The 19141-nt window shown below is 65.4% G+C and carries 24 protein-coding genes; 3 read left to right on the top strand and 21 right to left on the bottom strand.

From position 1 onward, the window contains the following. Window positions 1-58 precede the first annotated feature (58 nt). A complete protein-coding gene (locus KNJ79_RS10315; protein ID WP_317150996.1) occupies window positions 59-1045 on the bottom strand; it encodes an LLM class flavin-dependent oxidoreductase in 987 nt (328 codons plus the stop codon). 239 nt (window positions 1046-1284) lie between these two features. Further along, window positions 1285-1737, bottom strand: a complete 453-nt coding sequence (locus KNJ79_RS10310; protein WP_317150995.1) for an Lrp/AsnC family transcriptional regulator — start codon at window positions 1735-1737, stop codon at window positions 1285-1287. A 74-nt stretch (window positions 1738-1811) separates the two neighbouring features. Between KNJ79_RS10310 and KNJ79_RS10305 the strand changes: the two genes are divergently transcribed. Next, on the top strand, window positions 1812-2123 hold the full coding sequence (locus KNJ79_RS10305; RefSeq protein ID WP_317150994.1) for a LysE family translocator: 312 nt from the start codon (window positions 1812-1814) through the stop codon (window positions 2121-2123). 43 nt (window positions 2124-2166) lie between these two features. Here the strand turns inward: KNJ79_RS10305 and istB are convergent, their stop codons facing one another. The 10 genes from istB to glmU all read right to left on the bottom strand — a co-directional run bounded on the left by istB (window position 2167) and on the right by glmU (window position 9609). Further along, window positions 2167-2934 carry an IS21-like element ISSsp5 family helper ATPase IstB gene (gene istB, locus KNJ79_RS10300; RefSeq protein ID WP_007686288.1) on the bottom strand — a complete coding sequence of 256 codons (768 nt, stop codon included), beginning with the start codon at window positions 2932-2934 and terminating at the stop codon, window positions 2167-2169. After that, window positions 2931-4424: an IS21 family transposase gene (istA, locus tag KNJ79_RS10295; protein WP_031294232.1), complete on the bottom strand. Its 1494-nt coding sequence runs from the start codon at window positions 4422-4424 to the stop codon at window positions 2931-2933. The genes istB and istA overlap by 4 nt, the downstream gene beginning before the upstream one ends. 76 nt (window positions 4425-4500) lie before the next feature. Further along, a complete protein-coding gene (locus KNJ79_RS10290; RefSeq protein WP_317150993.1) occupies window positions 4501-4746 on the bottom strand; it encodes an HAD hydrolase-like protein in 246 nt (81 codons plus the stop codon). 4 nt (window positions 4747-4750) lie between these two features. Next, window positions 4751-5164: a GFA family protein gene (locus tag KNJ79_RS10285; protein WP_212541882.1), complete on the bottom strand. Its 414-nt coding sequence runs from the start codon at window positions 5162-5164 to the stop codon at window positions 4751-4753. Continuing rightward, window positions 5161-6984, bottom strand: a complete 1824-nt coding sequence (gene glmS / locus KNJ79_RS10280) for a glutamine--fructose-6-phosphate transaminase (isomerizing) (protein WP_317150992.1) — start codon at window positions 6982-6984, stop codon at window positions 5161-5163. The genes KNJ79_RS10285 and glmS overlap by 4 nt, the downstream gene beginning before the upstream one ends. 18 nt (window positions 6985-7002) lie before the next feature. Continuing rightward, a complete protein-coding gene (locus KNJ79_RS10275) occupies window positions 7003-7368 on the bottom strand; it encodes a type II toxin-antitoxin system VapC family toxin (RefSeq protein WP_317150991.1) in 366 nt (121 codons plus the stop codon). A gap of 6 nt (window positions 7369-7374) precedes the next feature. Beyond that, a complete protein-coding gene (locus KNJ79_RS10270; RefSeq protein WP_317150990.1) occupies window positions 7375-7617 on the bottom strand; it encodes a CopG family ribbon-helix-helix protein in 243 nt (80 codons plus the stop codon). A 49-nt stretch (window positions 7618-7666) separates the two neighbouring features. Beyond that, complete coding sequence (locus KNJ79_RS10265) at window positions 7667-7984, bottom strand: hypothetical protein (RefSeq protein WP_089214497.1); 318 nt, start codon at window positions 7982-7984, stop codon at window positions 7667-7669. A gap of 41 nt (window positions 7985-8025) precedes the next feature. Beyond that, the gene (locus KNJ79_RS22515) at window positions 8026-8184 is read right to left on the bottom strand and encodes a GNAT family N-acetyltransferase (RefSeq protein ID WP_394357175.1); all 159 of its coding nucleotides are present in this window, start codon (window positions 8182-8184) and stop codon (window positions 8026-8028) included. Between the two features lie 66 nt (window positions 8185-8250). After that, complete coding sequence (gene glmU, locus KNJ79_RS10260) at window positions 8251-9609, bottom strand: bifunctional UDP-N-acetylglucosamine diphosphorylase/glucosamine-1-phosphate N-acetyltransferase GlmU (RefSeq protein WP_317150989.1); 1359 nt, start codon at window positions 9607-9609, stop codon at window positions 8251-8253. A gap of 48 nt (window positions 9610-9657) precedes the next feature. On the opposite strand from glmU, the gene KNJ79_RS10255 reads away from it, so the two are divergent. Beyond that, a complete protein-coding gene (locus KNJ79_RS10255; RefSeq protein WP_317150988.1) occupies window positions 9658-10323 on the top strand; it encodes an HAD-IA family hydrolase in 666 nt (221 codons plus the stop codon). Window positions 10324-10466: 143 nt separating this feature from the next. Here KNJ79_RS10255 and KNJ79_RS10250 read toward each other — a convergent pair whose 3' ends face one another. The 7 genes from KNJ79_RS10250 to KNJ79_RS10220 form a co-directional block, all read right to left on the bottom strand. Next, window positions 10467-11474: a nucleotidyltransferase domain-containing protein gene (locus tag KNJ79_RS10250; protein WP_317150987.1), complete on the bottom strand. Its 1008-nt coding sequence runs from the start codon at window positions 11472-11474 to the stop codon at window positions 10467-10469. Window positions 11475-11479: 5 nt separating this feature from the next. Beyond that, the gene (locus tag KNJ79_RS10245) at window positions 11480-12346 is read right to left on the bottom strand and encodes an HprK-related kinase A (RefSeq protein WP_317150986.1); all 867 of its coding nucleotides are present in this window, start codon (window positions 12344-12346) and stop codon (window positions 11480-11482) included. Continuing rightward, the gene (locus tag KNJ79_RS10240) at window positions 12343-12624 is read right to left on the bottom strand and encodes an HPr-rel-A system PqqD family peptide chaperone (RefSeq protein WP_317150985.1); all 282 of its coding nucleotides are present in this window, start codon (window positions 12622-12624) and stop codon (window positions 12343-12345) included. The genes KNJ79_RS10245 and KNJ79_RS10240 overlap by 4 nt, the downstream gene beginning before the upstream one ends. Beyond that, on the bottom strand, window positions 12617-13063 hold the full coding sequence (locus KNJ79_RS10235) for a MarR family winged helix-turn-helix transcriptional regulator (RefSeq protein ID WP_317150984.1): 447 nt from the start codon (window positions 13061-13063) through the stop codon (window positions 12617-12619). The genes KNJ79_RS10240 and KNJ79_RS10235 overlap by 8 nt, the downstream gene beginning before the upstream one ends. A 105-nt stretch (window positions 13064-13168) precedes the next feature. Further along, entirely contained in the window at window positions 13169-13801 is a 633-nt protein-coding gene (gene maiA, locus KNJ79_RS10230) for a maleylacetoacetate isomerase (protein ID WP_317150983.1), read from the bottom strand. A gap of 165 nt (window positions 13802-13966) precedes the next feature. Beyond that, window positions 13967-14992 carry an SO2930 family diheme c-type cytochrome gene (locus tag KNJ79_RS10225; RefSeq protein WP_089214492.1) on the bottom strand — a complete coding sequence of 342 codons (1026 nt, stop codon included), beginning with the start codon at window positions 14990-14992 and terminating at the stop codon, window positions 13967-13969. Continuing rightward, window positions 14989-16191: a parallel beta-helix domain-containing protein gene (locus KNJ79_RS10220; protein WP_317150982.1), complete on the bottom strand. Its 1203-nt coding sequence runs from the start codon at window positions 16189-16191 to the stop codon at window positions 14989-14991. Before KNJ79_RS10220 ends, KNJ79_RS10225 begins: the two co-directional genes overlap by 4 nt. Window positions 16192-16289: 98 nt before the next feature. On the opposite strand from KNJ79_RS10220, the gene KNJ79_RS10215 reads away from it, so the two are divergent. Next, window positions 16290-16703: a DUF2147 domain-containing protein gene (locus KNJ79_RS10215; RefSeq protein WP_170935414.1), complete on the top strand. Its 414-nt coding sequence runs from the start codon at window positions 16290-16292 to the stop codon at window positions 16701-16703. Window positions 16704-16853: 150 nt separating this feature from the next. Here KNJ79_RS10215 and KNJ79_RS10210 read toward each other — a convergent pair whose 3' ends face one another. Together KNJ79_RS10210 and KNJ79_RS10205 are read right to left on the bottom strand one after the other, a co-directional pair. Next, window positions 16854-17552 carry an aspartate/glutamate racemase family protein gene (locus KNJ79_RS10210; RefSeq protein WP_089214489.1) on the bottom strand — a complete coding sequence of 233 codons (699 nt, stop codon included), beginning with the start codon at window positions 17550-17552 and terminating at the stop codon, window positions 16854-16856. Window positions 17553-17663: 111 nt separating this feature from the next. Then, window positions 17664-19085, bottom strand: a complete 1422-nt coding sequence (locus tag KNJ79_RS10205) for an NAD(P)(+) transhydrogenase (Re/Si-specific) subunit beta (RefSeq protein WP_089214488.1) — start codon at window positions 19083-19085, stop codon at window positions 17664-17666. Window positions 19086-19141: the final 56 nt, after the last annotated feature.

Below are 19141 nucleotides of genomic sequence, written 5' to 3'. Positions count from 1 at the left end.
GTCAACACGGGGCTCGGAACCACCGAATATGATGAAACCGGGGGCATCGCATCGGTCGTCACAGCGCTTTCGCCGCCTCCATCGCCAGCGCCAGCGAATGTTTGCGCGCGGCGTGATCGTACATGGAAGAGGCCACAATCACCTCGTCGACGCCGGTCCGCTCGACGAAGGCCTTCAGCCCCGCCGCGACATCGTCGACCGTTCCGGTCGCCGAACATTGCAGCACATGGTCGAGAATGGCCCGCGCGTTCGGCGGCAGGCTGTCCTTATAGCCCGCGAGCGGCGGCTTCATCCGCCCCGGATTGCCGGTGCGCAGCGCAACGAAGGCCTGTTGCTGCGAACTGGTGAGCAGTTCGGCCTCCTCGCGCGTGTCGGCGGCGAAGACGTTGAACGCCGCGGCGGCATAGGGTTCGGAAAGCTGCTCCGACGGCTTGAACTGGCGGCGATAGACGTCGAGCGCCTCGTCGAGCGCGTCGGGCGCGAAATGGCTGGCAAAGGCATAGGGCAGCCCGAGCGCCGCGGCGAGCTGCGCACCGAACAGACTCGACCCCAGGATCCACAGCGGCACCCTGCTCCCCTCGCCCGGCACCGCGCGGATGCCGAGGCGTTCGTCGCCGGCGAGAAACGCCTGCAATTCTACCACATCCTGCGGGAATTGCCGCTCGTCGCTCGCGAGCGTGCGACGCAGCGCGTGCGCGACGCGCTGGTCCGATCCGGGCGCACGGCCGAGCCCCAGATCGACGCGGCCGGGAAACAGCGCCTCGAGCGTGCCGAACTGTTCGGCGATCACCATCGGCGCGTGGTTGGGCAGCATGATCCCGCCCGCGCCGATGCGCATCGTCGCGGTGGCGTGGCCAATATGCGCGAGCACCACCGCGGTCGCCGCACTTGCAATACCCGCCATGCCGTGATGCTCGGCGACCCAATAGCGATGGTAGCCGAGCGCCTCGGCATGGCGAGCGAGATCCGCGGCGTTGGCGAGCGACCGGGCGATCGTGCCGGTGTCGGTGACGGGCACGAGGTCGAGAAAGGAAAGTTTCGGCATGCAACCGATATGCGGTGGGTGGGGCGGCGGTTCAAGCCGTAAAGCCCCTCCTCTTCAGAGGAGGGGGGTGTCGGGTCGGTCGGTCCCCCGGACCGACCTGAACAGTCCGGGGGACTGTTCACCCGACGCCGGTGGTGGCGCGCGACAGCACGCAAGAGATCAGGCACCACCCCGCTGCGACTAACGCGCAAAGCGCGTAAGTCTCGCTGCCCCTCCTCTGAAGAGGAGGGGTTTGCTATCTACCCCCGCTCGTCCTTCGGCGAGTCCATCAGCACATAGGTGGTGATCGAATGGACCTGCGGCAGCACGCCGAGCACTTCGGTGTGAAAATGCTTGTAAGTCGCCAGATTCTCCGTTTCGACGCGCAGCAGATATTCGATCGTCCCGGTGATGTTGTGGCACTCGCGCACCTCGGGCGCTTCGGCCATCGCCGCTTCGAACCCCGCCTGCGAGGCCTTGGTGTGCGACGACAGGCCGACGGTGACATAGGCGATGAAGGTCAGCCCCAGCTTCGCGGGGTCGATCACCGCGCGATACCCTTTGATCGCCCCGCAGCGTTCGAGTTCCTGCACCCGGCGCAGGCAGGCCGAGGGCGACAGGCCGACGCGGTCGGCGAGCTCGATATTGGATATGCGACCGTCGCGGGTCAGTTCGCGCAATATCTTGCGGTCTATGGCGTCCATCTTGCTCATGGATTGCAAATTCTAGCCGATTAGAAGACATCTTTGCAATCCACGGCGCGCCTTTCCTGATTATATTGCGCCGCATGAATCAAACCGCTCTTCTCGCCCTTTCGGCTTTCGCCTTCGTCTCGTCGATCACGCCGGGGCCGAACAATATGATGCTGATGGCATCGGGCGCCAATTTCGGGCTGCGCCGCACTGTTCCGCACGCGCTGGGCGTCGGGCTCGGCTTCATGCTGATGATCGTGCTGGTCGGCGTGGGGCTGATGGGGCTGTTCGACCTCTTCCCGGCGCTGGGGACGATATTGAAAGTGGTGTCAACGGCGGAGCAAAAGTCGGCCATTCGGCGGCGTAAAACCAGGCCATCGTGTTACATGCCGGGGGGAGTGGCGTGAGGGCGTAGCCCGAGGGCCACTCCCCCCGGCATTGGTGTAATTTTCAGGGTCTGGTTTTGGCCTTGCGGGCCCGGCTGTGCGCGAGGCGATAGCTTTCGCCGTTCATCTCGAGGATGCTGACGTGATGGGTCAGGCGATCGAGGAGCGCGCCTGTGAGACGCTCAGATCCGAAGGTTTCGGTCCATTCGTCGAAGGGCAGGTTGCTGGTGATGAAGGTGGAGCCGCGTTCGTAACGCTGGGAGATCAGCTCGAACAACAGTTCGGCGCCGGTCTTGGAGAGCGGCACAAAGCCCAGTTCGTCGATGATGAGCAGCTTGTATCCGGCCATCTGCTTCTGGAAGCGCAGAAGACGGCGCTCGTCGCGGGCCTCCATCATTTCGCTGACCAGCGCTGCCGCGGTGGTGAAGCCCACCGACAGTCCTTTCTGGCATGCTGCCAGTCCGAGCCCCAACGCTACGTGCGTCTTTCCGGTGCCTGATGGCCCCAGAGCGATGGCGTTCTCACGCCGCTCGATCCACTCGCAGCGCGCCATCTCGAGCACCTGCATCTTGTTGAGCCTGGGGATGGCGGCGAAGTCGAAGCTGTCGAGGCTTTTGACGGCGGGGAAGCGCGCGGCCTTGATGCGCCGCTCGACCATGCGACGCTCCCTGTCGATCATTTCCATCTCGACGAGGCGGGCGAGGAAGCGGATATGATCGACGCCTTCAGCGGCACATTGCCGCGCGAGCTTGTGATGCTCACGCAGGCACGTAGGCAGCTTGAGCGCCTTGAGATGGTGAGCGAGAAGGATCTCCGGGGCCTGATCGCTCATGCGGCCTCCTGCCGGTCGGAGAGCAGGCTCAGATAGGCTCTGGCAAAGGTCTTCTCGACCGTGGTGCGTGGCAGGAAGGGATAGACGTCCAGGTCCAGCCTGGGCGGTACGCGTTCGATCCGGCACAGGACGAGGTGCTTGACGGCATCGAAGCCGATGGCGCCAAGATCGATGGCCTGTTCGACCGCCGCCTGGAGATCGGCGAGGGTGAACGTTTCCAGCAGGCGCAGTACCTGCACATATTCGCGCTTGCCATGTTTGTGCATGCGCCCTTCCATCAACCGCTGCAGTGTCGTGAACGCTTCGGGCAGGTCCCAGCCCTGCAAAGGCGCAGCCTGGTCGAATGCGTTGATCTTCTGCTCGATCAGCGGGAGATAATGGAGCGGGTCGAAGGCAACCTCCTCGCGGGCATAGCAACGAGGATGACGGGCGATGACTTCGCTGCGGCAGCCGATCACCACCTCATCGACATAGGCCCTGATCCAGACCTCCTGATGGCCCCAGGCCACCGGAACCGAATAATCGTTGGTCCTGTAGCGCACCAGGGATTGCGAGGAGACCCGCCCGCCTTTCTGATCGCAGGCCTCGAAGGGTGTAGCGGGCAGAGGCTGCATGGCCGCGAGATCGCGCTGCAGCCGCTCACCGATCGTCTCGCTCTGCCCGCGCACCTTGTCCTGCTGGCGCTCGCGGCATTGCTCCTCCAGCCACAGGTTGAACGCCTCCCAGGTCGGGAACTTCGGGATCGGCACCATGAAGTTGCGCCGGCAATAGCCTACCAGCCCCTCCACATTGCCCTTCTCGTTCCCCTTGCCCGGGCGAGCATAGCGGTCGCGGATCACGTAATGTGACAGGAAAGCGCTGAACAATGTTGCACGCTGCCGCGTGCCGTCGGGCAGGATCTTCGCCACAAGGCAGCGATCGTTGTCATAGACGATCGAGCGCGGTACCGCGCCGAAAAACGCGAAGGCATGCACGTGTCCGTCCACCCAGGCCTCCGCCACCGCCGCCGGATAGGCCCGCACATAGCAGGCATCACTGTGCGGCAGATCGAGCGCGAAGAAGTAGGCCTTCTGCTCCACCCCGCCGATCTCCACCAGCGCTTCCCCGAAATCGGCCTGCGCATCTCCCGCAGGGTGCGCCAGCGGCACGAACATCTCCCGGCTGCGCTGTTCGCGCTCCCGGATGTAATCCTTGATGATCGTATAGCCGCCGGTGAAACCATGCTCGGTGCGCAAACGGTCGAATACCCGCTTCGCCGTATGGCGTTGCTTGCGCGGGACACTGCGGTCACCCTCAAGCCATCCATCAATGATCGCCACAAACCCGTCCAGCTTCGGGCGCTGCGGTACGGACTGGCGCCGGTAACCCGGCGGCGATGAAAACGACAGCATCTTGCGTACCGTATCGCGCGACACATTGAAACGCTTCGCCGCCGCCCGTTGGCTCATGCCATCCGCGCAAGCCAGACGGACCTGAAGATAAAGTTCCACGCTGTAGATCCCCACACCTCCCTGACTCGGCAGAAAGGCTTCAAGGTGGACGACTTTTACGCCGCCCGCAGCAGGACTATCCCGCCGCTACCGTGGTCGAATATTGCTCCGCCGTTCTCACGGCGGGCAGCGGCCGCCCGAAGCGCGCCTCGATCCGCCGCGCCGTCTCCTGCCAATTATGCCCGTAATAGTCGCGCAGACAGTCCTCATAGGTCGCGGGCATCCCGATCGCGGTCAGGCTTTCGGAGAGCGACCGGTTCGCGCGCACCTCGCTGTCGGCGATCACGCCGTCGAAATCGAAGATGATGGCAGCGAAGGACATGGCGTCAGGGCATGACCTCTGCATCGCGCGCATAGTCCCACGGCCCCTCGCCCGACCAGCCGCGTCCGTCGGGAAAGACCAGCCTGATCCCGCTGAGCTGCGCGGGGCCGAACAGGCGCATATTGACGCCCATCAGGTCGACCTCGCCGCCCATCCGCTCTATCAACCCCTCGGTCGCCGACCAGTGCGTCGAGCAGCCGCAGGTCGCGCAGAAATGCAGGTCCGAATTGGGGCTGGCGCGATCGGCGCGGTTATAGGTCCGCGTCGCCCCCTCGATCACGACATCGCGCGGCGAATAATAGGCCCACAGGATGCCGTGCGAAAAGCAGAGCGAGCAATTGCACTCGGCGACCTCTTCGGGCGCCTTGGCAAGGCGGATCGAGACGGCGCCGCAGTGGCAGGAGGCTTCCCAGCTCATTCAACCGTCACCGACTTCGCCAGATTGCGCGGCTGGTCGACATCGGTGCCCTTTGCCACCGCAACATGATAGGCGAGCAGCTGCACCGGCACGGCATAGACAAGCGGCGCGATCAGCGGGTGAACCCTGGGCATTTCGATCGTCGCCATGCAGCCCTCGCCGGCTTCGGCGATGCCGTCGGCGTCGCTGATCAGCACGACCTTGCCGCCGCGCGCCATCACTTCTTGCATATTGCTGACGGTCTTTTCGAAGAGCGGGCCCGACGGCGCGAGAACGATCACCGGCACGGCTTCGTCGATCAGCGCGATCGGGCCGTGCTTCATCTCGCCCGACGCATAGCCTTCGGCGTGGATGTAGCTGATTTCCTTGAGTTTTAGTGCGCCCTCGAGCGCGAGCGGATAATCGGGTCCGCGCCCGAGGTAGAGCACGTCACGCGCGGGGGCGACGAGGTGCGCCATTGCCGCAATGTCCTCGTCGTGCGCGAGCGCGGCATTGAGCGCAGCGGGCGCCTCGATCAGATGCTTGACGATCTCGCGCTCCTCATCGGCCGACAGCTTGCCCTTCTTGAGCGCCAGATGCGCCGCAAGCGCGGCGAGCACCGCGAGCTGGCAGGTGAAGGCCTTGGTCGAGGCGACGCCGATCTCCGGCCCCGCGTGCGTCGGGAGCAGCAGATCGGCCTCGCGCGCCATGCTGCTCGTCGGCACGTTGACGACGACCGCGATCGTCTGCCCCGCCGCCTTGCAGTGCCGCAGCGCGGCAAGCGTGTCGGCGGTCTCGCCCGACTGCGAGATGAAGAGCGCGAGTCCGCCGGGTTGCAGTACGGGGTCGCGATAGCGGAACTCCGACGCGACGTCGATGTCGACCGGCACGCGCGCGAATTGCTCGAACCAATATTTGGCGACCATCCCGGCATAGAAGCTGGTGCCGCAGGCGACGATGGTGATGCGGTCGATCTTGCTGAGGTCAAAATCCATCTGCGGCAGCGCGACCGTTTGTTCGAGCGGGCGGATGTAGGAGGAGAGCGTCTGCGCGACCACCGTCGGCTGCTCGAAAATCTCCTTTTGCATGAAGTGGCGGTAATTGCCCTTCTCGACCGCCGCCGCAGTGACGCCCGACGTCGTAACTTCGCGTCTCACCGGATTGTTTTCGCTATCGAATATCTTCGCGCCTTCGCGCCCGATGATGACCCAGTCGCCCTCTTCGAGATAGGATATCCGCTGGGTCAGCGGCGCAAGCGCCAGCGCGTCGGAGCCCAGATAGGTCTCCCCTTCGCCATAGCCGACGACGAGCGGCGAGCCGAGCCGCGCACCGATCAAGAGGTCGGGGTGGCTGCGAAAGGCGATCGCGAGCGCGAAGGCACCGCGCAGTTGCGGCAGCACCGCCTTCACGGCATCGGCGGGGGAATGGCCCGCTTCGACCTGTTCGGAAACGAGATGCGCGACGACCTCGGTATCGGTCTCGCTCTCGAATTTGCGGCCGCGACCGGCCAGCGCCTCGCGCAGCGGCTTGAAATTCTCGATGATGCCATTGTGGACGAGCGCGACCTCGCCGGTCGCGTGGGGGTGCGCGTTGCTCGTCGTCGGCGCGCCGTGCGTCGCCCAGCGCGTGTGCGCGATACCGACATTGCCGGGAGCCGGGTTGACGCCAAGTTCTCTGACCAGATTGGCGAGCTTGCCCTCGGCGCGGCGGCGGATCAGCTCGCCGCCCTCCACCGTGCAGACACCTGCGGAATCATAGCCGCGATATTCCATGCGCCTGAGGCCGTCGACGAGCCGGTCCGCCACCGCTTCCTTGCCGATGATTCCGATGATTCCGCACATGGTTGGAGGGCTTTCTTGTCAGATTGTGTAAGGAATGCGGATGCCCGGCATGTTCGCCGGAAAATCCTTGCTATTGCGGGTAATCAATATCGCGCCGTTCACCTGCGCGGTCGCCAGAACATAGGCGTCGAGCAGTTTCATTCGCGTGCGATGGCGGATGTCGGCAGCGGCCGAAGCGATCCGCGCGTCGATCTCGACGATTTCGAAAGGCGCGAGCAGTTGCTGCACCGCATCGCGGCCCTCAAGCGCTTCGCCCGCCAATATTTCGGTCCACACGATGCGGCTGATGCGATGCCGCTTGTAGCGCGACAGTTCGGCGCTCGCCTGCGGCCGGTCTTTCAACCAGTCGATCAGAATATTGGTATCGAAAAAGGGATCGGACACGGGCGCTCAATCGAATGAATCGCGGTCTTCGCGAAGCGCGCGCTGATAGCCGACCGCATCGCCGATGTCGGCCCGGTCCTTCCAATAGCCTGCCCCGCGCGCGATCCAGTCGGTGCTGCCGCTATTCTGAACGAGGTAGAGCCGCACGGCCTCGCGAATGGCGGCAGCGCGTGACCGGTTGGTCCGCGCCGCGAGCGCATCCAGCTTTTGCACGTCTTCGTCGGGGATTTCGGTCAAGATGCGAGTCATGATATATAGATATCATATCATGATATCATTGCAAGCATCGCGGTGACATTCACTCTGCGCGCTGGAAATTCCTGTCGACGAACATCTGCGCAAAGGCCACCGGATTGGGCGCCTCGCCGCGTGCTTCCTCGAACCGCGCCTTGCCGTCGAGCCAGATGCGCTCGACCTGCGCGCCGAGCCCGTCGGGAAATTTCATCTGTTCGGCGACGATGTCCTGCCACGCGCCCTCGCCGCCGAAGGTCTGGCGCAGTTGCGGCTCCATCGCCTCGACCGTCGCCTGCCAGTCGGCGTCGAGGTGGCCGATCGCATCGAGCACCCAGGCGTCGATCAGAATCAGGAAAGGTTTGCCGTCGTAGCGGTCGCTCATAATCGTGTCTCCCGATGCAAGGGGCACTCCAAAGCGAAGACTCAAGCCGGCCGTTCACCCTGCAACATCCCGAAAATCGGCGAATCGCGCACCCCGACATGGGTCGGCCATTCGCCGCGAAGCCGCCCTTCGCGCCGGAAACCCAGCCGCTCGAGCAGTGCGATCGACCCCGCATTGCCGGGACCGGTATTGGCGAAGATACGCCTTGTGCGGGCAGGTTCAAACCCGAAGTCGAGACTTTTCCCGGCAGCCGCTCGCCCGCGCGGCTATTTCTCCGCCTTTTTCTTGCGCATCGCGTCGTGGAAGCGATCGGCCCAGCCCGGCTTGACGAGCTGTTCGCCGCGCACGAGCCGCAGCTCGCCATCGGCGACGTCGCGCGTCACCGCGCTGCCCGCGCCGACGATCGCGTCGCGCCCGATCTTCACCGGCGCGACGAGCGCGCTGTTCGATCCGATGAAGGCATTTTCGCCGATCTCGGTGCGATATTTGAAATAGCCGTCATAATTGCAGGTGATCGTGCCCGCGCCGATATTGGCGTTCGCGCCGACCGTGACGTCGCCGAGATAGGTCAGATGGTTCGCCTTGGCGCCCTTGCCGAGCTCGGCCTTCTTGGTTTCGACGAAATTGCCGATCTTCGCCTTTTCGCCGAGCACCGTGCCGGGACGCAGCCGCGCGAAGGGGCCGACCTCGCACCCCGCCGCGATCGTCGCGCCCTCGATGTGGCTGTACGCCTTGACGATGACATTGTCGGCGATCGTCACGCCGGGGCCGAACACGACATTGGGCTCGATCGTAACGTCGCGGCCCAGCTCGGTATCCCAGGAAAACCACACGGTTTCGGGCGCGCGCAGCGATGCGCCCTCCGCCATCGCCTCATCGCGCTTGAACCTCTGCCACTGCGCCTCGGCGGCGGCGAGTTCGGCGCGGCTGTTGATGCCGGCGACATCGGCCGGGTCGGCCCTCGCTACCGCACAATGCCGCCCGTCGGCGTTGGCGATATTGACGATGTCGACGAGATAATATTCCTTCGCGGCATTGTCGTCGGTGACGCGCGCGAGCAGCGCGAACAGATCGCGCGCCTTCGCCGCCATCAGCCCCGAATTGCACAGCCGCACCGCGCGCTCGGCCTCGGTCGCGTCCTTGTGCTCGACCATCTTCACGACGCGGTCACCGTCGGTGATGACGCGCCCATATTGCAGCGGGTCGGCAGGCTCGAACGCCAGGACGACCACTGCGGGCGTATCGGGCGCATTGAGGCGGTCGATCATCGCGCGCATCGTCGCAGGCGGCACGAAGGGGACGTCGCCATAGAGGATCAGCACGTCGCCATCGAAACCCGCCAGCGCCGCCTCGGCCTGTTGCACCGCATGGCCGGTGCCGAGTTGCGGCTCCTGCACCGCGAGCGCAGCGCTCCCGTTCAGCGCGGCTTCGATCTGGTCCGCCTTGTCGCCGACGACGACCACCTTTTTCGCGGGGTTCAGTTCGTCGACGCTCGCCATCAGGTGCAGCAGCATCGGGCGGCCCGCGATCGGGTGCAGCACCTTGTGCAGATCGGACTTCATGCGGGTGCCCTTGCCCGCGGCGAGGATGACGGCGGCGATCGCGTTGCTCATGCGCGCTGCCATGCCAGCAAATCCTTGCGGATTCCAGAGCATCGCGGCATGTCGCCCGCGATGCACGATTTTCCCTTCGCCATCGTCGGCTTCGACCTCGACGGCACGCTCGTCGACAGCGTGGGCGACATCGCCGCGGCGCTCAACCATGCGCTCGCCGTCGCCGGGCGCGACCCGCTCGATGTCGAGGCGGTGCGGCCGATGATCGGGCTCGGCACCGCGCATCTGCTCGAACAGGGGCTGACGGCGACGGGCGGCATACCCGACGATTCAGGACATCTTTATCGCGAGCTGATCGCCTATTACGAAACGCATGTTGCCGAGCGGACGCGGCTGTTCCCGGGCGCGGTCGAGGCACTCGACCGGCTGGCGGCGCTCGGGGTGAAGACCGCGGTGGTGACCAACAAGCTCGAGCGGCTCGCGCGCGACTTGCTGGATGCGCTGAGGATCGCGGGCCGCATGGCGGCGATCGTCGGGGGCGACACGCTCGGCCCCGGCAAGGCGAAGCCGTCGCCCGCGCCGGTTCGCGCAATGATCGCCGCGTGCGGGGGCGGACGCACCGCCTTCGTCGGCGACAGCATCCATGACGTCATGGCGGCACGAGGCGCCGGGGCAACGAGCGTTGCGGTCGATTTCGGCCAGCTTCACCATCCGGTCGGCGATCTGGGCGCCGACCATGTAATCGGCGATTATGCCGAGTTGGTGCCTTTGCTCGCCAGGCTTTGAAGTAAGGTATGTGCTCCCGCGAAGGCGGGAGCCCATCTCCTGCCGGTGCCATCTTGAACCGACCGGAGATGGGTCCCCGCGTTGGCGCTACGCGCCGCCTCCGCCTTCGCGGGGATACACGGAGGGTCATCCACGGTCAGCGATCATCTCCGCTTGCGCCATTTGGTCCACAAATGACGCGCGAGCATCGCCGGCGGCATCCGCAGCCAGTGCGAGCGGACGTAGAAGGCCTGCTGGAGCAGGAAATCGCTCGATCGCCCCCAATCGTCTCGGGCGAGCAGGCGGCGGCGAAACCAGCGGTCGGTCGGGTCGTGCGCATCCCATCCCGACGGAAGCAGCGTGCCAAACAGGTCGCGCGCGAGCCGCGCCGCGCGGCGCACTTCGCTTCGAAGCCCGTGCTGATCGGCGCGCCCGTCGAGCTTGCCCCAGAACCCCGGATCGGCGACGGCAAAGTCGCTGGCAAGGCAGTGGAAGTCCCACAAATTGCGCAATCCCCCCTGCAAATCGCCGTCAGCGAGCAGGTGCGCTGCGCAGTGGCACGCCATGTCGGTCGGACACAGCACCGCGAACCCGTCCGGAGCCGGCACCGCATCGGCGAGCATCGCGAGCGGATCGGGCGTCTTCCTGTGCGTGCGCGGCAGGATCGTGTGGTGGACGTCGATCATCCGGTCGCGGCCCCCGTGAATCAGCGGTGGCAGCTCGTGCATATGCGCGCGGTAATAGGTGTCGTCATAGGGATCGGACTTCACCCACTCCCACCCCGCCTTGAGCAGCGCATTTTCGGTGCGCGCCAGATCGTGTTTGCCGACGAGGATGTCGAGGTCGCCGATCTGCCGGCCCGCCGCGCAGGACAGGCCCGCGGCGGCATAGGCGGTGCCTTTCAGCAGCACGAATTCGATCCGCTCGGGCGCGAGCGCGCGCCGCGCCATCTCGGCCTCCCACAGCGCCTGCCCGGTCGCGACTTCGGCGGCGCGGCGCTGGTCGGCGAGCAGCAGTGCGACGGGTTCAGGCACGTCGACCTCGGCGAGCCGGTGCGCCAGCGTCGCGAGCATCGCCTCGGCCCGTGCGACGCCGATCACCCCGTCCCACTCGCGCGGGGCCAGCGCCGCCGCGTCGCGGCGCCCGGCGAACAGCGCTACGAGGATTGCCATCGCACTCACCGTGCCGCCTCCGCCCACAGATCTTCGACCAGCGCGATGCCGCTCGCGCTGTCGGGATAGGCGATGGCGAAGGCCGGCACGGTGCGCACCAGCCGGGTCAGCGCGTCGAAGCCTGCTTCGCCGAGCGCGATATAGTTGGTCGACGCCTCGGTGAGCCGCACGAAGGCTTCGCCCTCGCCCATCGGCACGACCGCCGCCTCGCCGCCGAAGCGCGGAAAGAGGAGCAAGGCGGGCCGTGCGGGCTCGTGCATTGTCTCGATCGCATCGGCGCGCGGGATCAGGTGGCGGATGTCGCCCTTGGGCGTGCCGGCAAGCAGCGGCCCGAGCCGCGCCGGATCGACGCGCGACGCCAGCTCGGCGATCGCCTGATTCTTCAGGCTCACCGCGCGCGGAAAGGCGAAAGCCTCGCCACTGGCGGGCGCGATCAGCGTGAATTCATCGCCCATCAGACGCCAGCCTCCCTCGCCGAGCAGCGCGGCGAGCGTCGATTTGCCCGATCCCGACGCGCCCGACATTATGACCGCGCGGCCATTCTTCGCGACCGCGCTCGCGTGGAGCAGCAGGTGCCGGCGCCAGCCCAGCGCGACCTGCAAATTCATCCCCATTTCGGCGGCGAGCAGCCCCATCGAGAGCGGCAGCGGCAGCGCGTCGGGGACGACATAATCGCCGCCGATATGCACCGACGGGCGCAGCCAGCGCCGCCACGGCCGCGCCGCGAACAGTCGCACCGTCGCATCGGCGGGCCGGTCCTCGTGCTGCGGATAGTCCGCGTAGAGCCGGTCGAGTGCCGCGATCGGTTTCGCCCAATCGCTGCCGACGCGGAATTGCACCGGACCGACCGCGATGCGCGTGCCGTGCCTCACGCCGGCGCCACCAGCCCGAGGTCGGCGAGTTCGCGCAGCCGTTCGGCGACGACCGCGTGCACGTCGCCTTCGGCCTCGACCTCGAAATCGGCGGCGAGCCGTGCGGCGAGGGTCGCGGCGTCGCACGGTTTCTCGCCCATTGCGGCGAGAATCTCGGGGATGGGCGACACGACCAGATGCGTCTGGACCGACCGCCGGTCGAAGATCGCGGTCAGCTCGCCCAGCGGCTCGACGCGCAGCGCCCCCGGCGGCGCGGCGCGGTAGCGGCGATCACCCATAATCTTCGGCGGCTTTGATCAGCTTTGCAAGGATGGCCATCAGCGTCTTGCGCTCGGCAGCGCTGAGATGCGATTCGAGCCGTTCTTCGGTCGCGAGGGCGGCGGGGCCGATGGCGTCGTAGAGCGAACGGCCGGTTTCGGTGAGCGCCAGATGATGCGAGCGCCCATCGGCTTCATGCGCCTGCCGCGCGATCAGCTGGCGGTCGGCAAGCGCCTTGGCGGCGCGGTTGACCGTCACCTTGTCCATCCGCGTCGCGGCGACGAGTTCGCGCTGCGTCTTCGGCTGGCCTTCGCCGAGCACCGCCATCAGCCGCCATTCGGGGATCTTGAGCCCGAAGCGGCTTTGATATTCCTCGGCGATCCGTTCCGACAGCGCGTTCGACGCGATCGACAGGCGATAGGGAAGGAACTGGTCGAGGTTCAGCGTCTTGGCGGCCATAGCGCGCATCCTATCGCAGCCGCGGCGCCCCGCAAGCCCCGAATGCGCGCGCTTCCCCATGGCCGGTCATTCCGGCGAAGGCCGGAATGACGATCATCGGTTGAGCTAACCCGCCTTCACCGCATCGGGATGCGCGCGCTGGAAGGCTTCGAGCTCCATGCACGCCGCGTCGATCGCGACAAGGCGCGGATAAGCGTCAAGCGGCAGGTCGAAGCGCCGCGCATTATACATTTGCGGGACGAGGCAGCAGTCGGCGATCCCCGGCACGTCGCCGCCCAGATAGCGCCCCTCGCCCGCCATCGCCTCGAGCGCGTCGAAGCCTTCCGCGACCCAGTGGCGATACCAATGATCCTTGGTCTGCTCGTTGAGCCCGAGGTCCCTGGTCAGATATTTGAGCACGCGCAGATTGTTGAGCGGATGGATGTCGCATACGACGACATGCGCCTGCGCGAGGGCGACCGCGCGCGGCATCGCCTCGTCGGGGATCAGCCGCGGCTCGGGAAAGGCGCGGTCGAGCCAGTCGATGATCGCGAGGCTCTGGATGATCGGCTCGCCATCGGCGACGAGCATCGGTACGAAACCCTGCGCATTTTGAGCGAGATAGGCGTCGCTCTTCTGCTCGCCTGCAATCAGGCTGACCTCGACGCGATCATAGTCGAGCTCTTTGAGATTGAGCGCGATGCGGACGCGGAAGCTCGCCGAGGAGCGGAAATAATCGTGGAGGACGAGGGTGGCCATAGGCAGACCTAGAAACTATTTGGTCGTTTTGGCAAGCGTCTGGACAAAGCCTCGTCATTGCGACCCCGGCGAAAGCCGGGGGAAGCAATCCAGAGCGGTTTACGCCACGCTGGATTGCCGCGTCGCTTCGCTCCTCGCAATGACGAGGGCGGGAAAGCTAACCGGCTAATGCCCGTCCTTCGGCATCTGCGCAATCCATTGCCTGAGCAGCGCGACACCCTCCCTATGCACGGTCGAGCGCCCGAGCTCGGGCATCGCGATGCCGGGGTCGAGGCTCTCGAGACGATAGATCAGGAAGCTGTGATCGGGATCGCCGGGCTTGATCGCGAATTCCATTCCGCCGCTGCCGCGTCCCGCGGCGGTCGGGCGCTTGCCGATGCCCAGACTGACGCCCTTGGGGTCGGTCCAGCGCAGGAAGAGGCCGCTGTTCGAGGCGCTCCCCTGCGGGTTGTGGCAATGACCGCAATTGACGTCGAGATAGGCGCGCGCGCGCCGCTCGAGCGTGCCGCTCGCCGGGTCGTCCCACTGCGGCATCGGGTCGGCCGAAATGGGAGGCTCCGCAAAAAACCTTGCGAAATCATGACGGTCTAGCGCATTTTCGAAATTGATATTCGCGGCCTTGGGACCGATCGGGACGATTTCGCCCGCCTTGCTGTGGCATTCCTTGCACTGATTTTTGTTCGGCACCGCATATGGGATGCTGTGCATAGCGCCGTCGGGCGCCTTGAAGGTCACGGGCACGCGCCGCCCGGCGATCGCCAGCGTCGCATCCTTGCCGTCGGCATCCCAGATATAGGGCAGCGCGGTCCAGCCGTCCGCGCGGTGGAGGAGCAGGCGCGTCTCGACCGGGCGGCCGCCATTCTGCCCGGGCCAGCCGAAGCTTTTGACGATCATGCTGCCGACCGGGAAGTCGATATGGCCATCGTCGGAAAGCGTCGCCTGCTTGCCCGGCGGCACCCAGATCAGCCGCTGTTTCTGCGCATAGTCGCTGAACAGCGGCGTGTGCAGCGTATAGCCGAGCAGCGCGTCGACCGGCTCGCTGGTGCCGGCGCGAAATATCCCGAATTCGGAGAGCTTGCGCGGCATCGCATCGCCGTCGATCGCCGCCTGGTTGGGACCGGCCTCGGGCACCGCGACCGCGCCGCTCGCACACAGCAGCGCCGCGGCGAGGGCGGCGGCGATACGTCTCACTGAACCTTGGCCTCCATGCTGGCGGGCAGGGTGACGCCGGGCAGCGTGGCGGGGGCATCGCCCTTCAGGTCGGCGGGCGAGGGTTGCGCTTCGCTCTGCGGGGTCGAAACGTCGGGCAGGCCAAGCGACAGGACGCCGACGTCGTCGTTGACGACCGCGCTCCCCGCACCGTCCCACAGTATCGGCGGGATCGTGCCGCCCATCGCTGCCGCCATCTCGGCGCCGCCGGGGAAAGCCGGCGCAAAGCCCGCCTTGCCATGGACATTGTCGCGCACGAGGATGTCCTGCGGCAGCGGCTGATATTTCGCGTCGTCATAGGGATAGCGATAGCCGACGATCATCACATTCGCGGTGCCGTTATTCTCCAGCGCATTGCCGAATATTTCGACGCGGCGGTTCGCCATCACCAGCACCCCGGTGCCGGTCGGCACGCTCGCAACGATATTGCCCTTGGGCGCGAAGTTCGGCGTGCTGTTGTCCTGCACGATATTGTCGAAGACGCGGACGTTGTGCCCGCCCTGCTGCGGCAGGCTCGGCAGGTCGAAGACCAGGATGCCGCCGGTATTCTGCACCGCGATATTGTCGTGGACGTCGGCGTCATAGCAATTCTCGATCTCGATCCCCGCGACATTTTCCTTGGCGATCGAATCGCGCACGACGACATTCTTCGACTGGCCGACATAGATGCCCGCGTCGGACGCGCCCCGGACATAAACGCTGTCAATCAGCACGTCGCGGCTCTCGACCGGATAGATGCCATAGGCGCCGTTGGTCTCCTTCGGCCCCGCGGTCCATTCGACGCGCAGCCGGTGATAGACGATGCGGTTCGCATCCTTCGACTTGATCCCGTCGCCCCTGGTATTGAGCACCGCGAAATCGGTGAGCAGCACGTCGTCGGAGGTGACGAGCAGCCCCTCGCCCGCGCCCTGCTGGCCGGAGAAGTCGAGGATCGAACCCTCGCCGTCCTTCACCCCGGCACCGCGCAGCGTGACCTTATCGACGTCGAGCGACAGGCCGTCGGTGAGTTTCCACACTCCCGCACCGAGTTCGACCACATCGCCGGGCTCGGCGAGGATCAGCGCCTCTTGCAGCTTTTCATTGGCGTCCGGTGTTGCTGCGCTGACGCTGATCGTCTTGGCGGCGGCAGGCGTGGCAGCGACCGCGACGGCGGCCGCGATCGGCAGGAACAGGACTCGCATCGCTCTCTCTCCCCATGTTTGGCAGCGATCATGCGACAAGTGTTGACGGATGCCAAGCAATGTTGCTGACATGCGTGTCAAAAGAGGGAGAGGTCGCAATGCTATACAGGACAGGTCTGGCGCTCGGCGCCCTGATCGCCGCCCCGTCGCTCGCAGCGGCGCCGGCGGGCCTTGCCGGACGCTGGAAAACCGACGACGGCAAAGGCATCGTCGCGATGGCGCCGTGCGGCGGCAGGATGTGCGGCCGGATCGAGCGGCTGTTGATCGAGGAGCCCCCGGGCGGTCAGCGCGACGTGCGCAATCCCGACGCGGCCAAGCGCAGCCGCAAGGTCGAGGGGCTGCAAATCTATTGGGATCTGGTGCGAACGGGCGACGGCTGGAAGGGACAAGGCTATAGCCCCGAGGACGGGCGCTATTACACCGCACATCTGCGCGTGAAGGGCGACCGGCTGACGATGAAGGGATGCGTATCGATCTTTTGCCGGACGGTGACCTGGACGCGGATCGCATAGAGAGATTGAACCGCAGCAGGAAATGATTCCGCCTGAACAGGGCAGATTCTAGAGTGCGTTCGGTTTTGATAGAATCAAAACCGGCACTCTAGATTCTTGTTTTGCCGTGATTTCCGAGCCGTGAAATGTTCCATTTCACTCGAAATCACTCTAGGGCGCGTCGCCCAATATCCAGTCGACCCCCGCGGCGACGTGGATGCGCGTCGTGTCGTAGATCGGCAGGACGTTCGCGTCGGGATCGACGAGCATCACGAGTTCGGTGCAGGCGAGGACGAGCGCCTGAATATCCTGTTTCGCGATGTCGGTGATGAAGGTGCGCATCGTGCGGCGCGAACCTTCGCTCACCTTGCCCTGCATCAGCTCGTCATAGATGATCCGGTCGATCTCTTCGACGCGCTCGCCGTCATAGGGCGCGAGCGTCAGGCCATGACGCACCAGCCGCTGGCGGAACCATGGTTCGGTCATCACGTTGCGTGTGCCGATCACCGCGGCCGCCTTCACCCCGTCGGCGTGCAGCCTCTCGCCCGTCTCGTCGACGATATGGAGGATCGGAATCGAGATCGCGGCCGCCACATCCTCGGCGACACGGTGCATCGAATTGGCGGCAATCATCAATGCGGTCGCGCCGCCGTCTTCGAGCCGCTTTGCCGATTCGATGAGGACGTCCCTGGCATGTGCCCATTGCTCTTCGGTGGTCAGCCGCGACAGCTCGCAATAGTTGAGGCTTTCGAGCAGGATCGGCGCCGAACAACCTGTCCCGACGCGCTTTTGCACGCCCTTGTTGAGATGGCGGTAATAGAGCTCGGTCGATGCCCAGCTCATTCCCCCGATCAAACCGATCTTGCGCATATGATGAAACTATCCCTCAAAATTATCGTCGCCCCCGCGAAGGCGGGGGCCGCAAGCAATCCTGCGCAAGGGCGATGGCGGCCCCCCGCCTTCGCGGGGGCGACGGAAAAACTAGTGCCCCTCGCCGAGCGCCTTGACGATATCGTCGGCCATTTTCTTGGCGTCGCCGAGCAGCATCATCGTCTGATCCATGTAGAAGACGTCGTTGTCGACCCCGGCATAGCCGACGCCGCCCATCGAGCGCTTCACGAACAGCACCGTCTTCGCCTTTTCGACGTCGAGGACGGGCATGCCATAGATGGGCGACGTCTTGTCGGTCTTGGCCGCCGGGTTGGTCACGTCGTTGGCGCCGATGACGAAGGCGACGTCGCATTGCGCGAATTCGTTGTTGATGTCTTCCAGCTCGAACACCTCGTCATAGGGGACGTTCGCTTCGGCGAGCAGCACGTTCATATGGCCGGGCATACGGCCCGCGACCGGGTGGATCGCATATTTGACGTTCACGCCCTCCTTCTTGAGCATGTCGGCCATTTCGCGCAGCGCGTGCTGCGCCTGCGCAACCGCCATGCCATAGCCGGGAACGATGATGACATTGTCGGCCTGGCTCATCAGGAAGGCCGCATCCTCGGCGCTGCCGGGTTTCCACGGCCTTTGCTCCTTCGCCGCGCCGCCCGCTGCCGCCGCATCGGCGCCGAAGCCGCCGGCGATGACGCTGATGAAGCTGCGGTTCATCGCGCGGCACATGATGTAGGACAGGATCGCACCCGACGAGCCCACGAGCGCGCCGGTGATGATCATCGCGCTGTTATGCAGCGTAAAGCCCATCGCGGCGGCGGCCCAGCCCGAATAGCTGTTGAGCATCGACACGACGACCGGCATGTCGGCGCCGCCGATCGGGATGATCAGCAGGAAACCGATCAGGAAGCTCAGCGCGGTGATCGTCCAGAACACCGCGGGCGACTGGTCGGTCAGGAAATAGCCGATGAGCCCGAGGATCGCCGCGAGCGTGCCGAGATTGATGACGTGGCGCAGCGGCAGGATGATCGGCGCGCCCGACATATTGCCGTTGAGCTTCAGGAAGGCGATGACCGACCCCGAAAAGGTGATCGCGCCGATTGCGACGCCGAGCCCCATTTCGATGCGGCTGACGGTGAAAATCTGCCCGGTGGCATCGGCGATGCCGAAGGCACCGGGATTGAGATAGGCCGCCGCGGCCACCGCGACCGCGGCGAGGCCGACGAGACTATGGAAGGCGGCGACGAGCTGCGGCATCGCGGTCATCGCGATCCGCCGCGCCATCACGAGGCCAATCACCGCACCGATCGCGATCGCGCCGATCACCTCGACCGGGTTGGCGAGTTCGTGCGTCAACAGGGTGGTGACGACCGCAATCGTCATGCCCGCCATGCCGAAGCGGTTGCCGCGCCGCGAGGAGGCGGGCGACGACAGGCCGCGCAGCGCGAGGATGAAACAGACCCCGGCAACCAGATAGGCCAGTGCCACCCAGGGATTGATCGGTGCGACTTCGTGCATGATAAGGCTTGTCCCCCTGCCGTCATCCCGGCGAAAGCCGGTATCTCATCATTGCG

It is taken from the genome of Sphingopyxis indica (assembly GCF_032879645.1).
Lineage (GTDB): Bacteria > Pseudomonadota > Alphaproteobacteria > Sphingomonadales > Sphingomonadaceae > Sphingopyxis > Sphingopyxis indica.
The sequence above is the reverse complement of the archived record's forward strand: the minus strand, read 5'-3'. Positions and strand labels throughout refer to the sequence as shown.

Coding starts and splice junctions, on each gene's coding strand:
- KNJ79_RS10315 (WP_317150996.1), bottom strand. CDS start 1,045: ATGCCGAAACTTTCCTTTCTCGACCTCGTGCCCGTCACCGACACCGGC.
- KNJ79_RS10310 (WP_317150995.1), bottom strand. CDS start 1,737: ATGAGCAAGATGGACGCCATAGACCGCAAGATATTGCGCGAACTGACC.
- KNJ79_RS10305 (WP_317150994.1), top strand. CDS start 1,812: ATGAATCAAACCGCTCTTCTCGCCCTTTCGGCTTTCGCCTTCGTCTCG.
- istB (WP_007686288.1), bottom strand. CDS start 2,934: ATGAGCGATCAGGCCCCGGAGATCCTTCTCGCTCACCATCTCAAGGCG.
- KNJ79_RS10290 (WP_317150993.1), bottom strand. CDS start 4,746: ATGTCCTTCGCTGCCATCATCTTCGATTTCGACGGCGTGATCGCCGAC.
- KNJ79_RS10285 (WP_212541882.1), bottom strand. CDS start 5,164: ATGAGCTGGGAAGCCTCCTGCCACTGCGGCGCCGTCTCGATCCGCCTT.
- glmS (WP_317150992.1), bottom strand. CDS start 6,984: ATGTGCGGAATCATCGGAATCATCGGCAAGGAAGCGGTGGCGGACCGG.
- KNJ79_RS10270 (WP_317150990.1), bottom strand. CDS start 7,617: ATGACTCGCATCTTGACCGAAATCCCCGACGAAGACGTGCAAAAGCTG.
- KNJ79_RS10265 (WP_089214497.1), bottom strand. CDS start 7,984: ATGAGCGACCGCTACGACGGCAAACCTTTCCTGATTCTGATCGACGCC.
- glmU (WP_317150989.1), bottom strand. CDS start 9,609: ATGGCAGCGCGCATGAGCAACGCGATCGCCGCCGTCATCCTCGCCGCG.
- KNJ79_RS10255 (WP_317150988.1), top strand. CDS start 9,658: ATGCACGATTTTCCCTTCGCCATCGTCGGCTTCGACCTCGACGGCACG.
- KNJ79_RS10250 (WP_317150987.1), bottom strand. CDS start 11,474: ATGGCAATCCTCGTAGCGCTGTTCGCCGGGCGCCGCGACGCGGCGGCG.
- KNJ79_RS10240 (WP_317150985.1), bottom strand. CDS start 12,624: ATGGGTGATCGCCGCTACCGCGCCGCGCCGCCGGGGGCGCTGCGCGTC.
- KNJ79_RS10235 (WP_317150984.1), bottom strand. CDS start 13,063: ATGGCCGCCAAGACGCTGAACCTCGACCAGTTCCTTCCCTATCGCCTG.
- maiA (WP_317150983.1), bottom strand. CDS start 13,801: ATGGCCACCCTCGTCCTCCACGATTATTTCCGCTCCTCGGCGAGCTTC.
- KNJ79_RS10220 (WP_317150982.1), bottom strand. CDS start 16,191: ATGCGAGTCCTGTTCCTGCCGATCGCGGCCGCCGTCGCGGTCGCTGCC.
- KNJ79_RS10215 (WP_170935414.1), top strand. CDS start 16,290: ATGCTATACAGGACAGGTCTGGCGCTCGGCGCCCTGATCGCCGCCCCG.
- KNJ79_RS10210 (WP_089214489.1), bottom strand. CDS start 17,552: ATGCGCAAGATCGGTTTGATCGGGGGAATGAGCTGGGCATCGACCGAG.
- KNJ79_RS10205 (WP_089214488.1), bottom strand. CDS start 19,085: ATGCACGAAGTCGCACCGATCAATCCCTGGGTGGCACTGGCCTATCTG.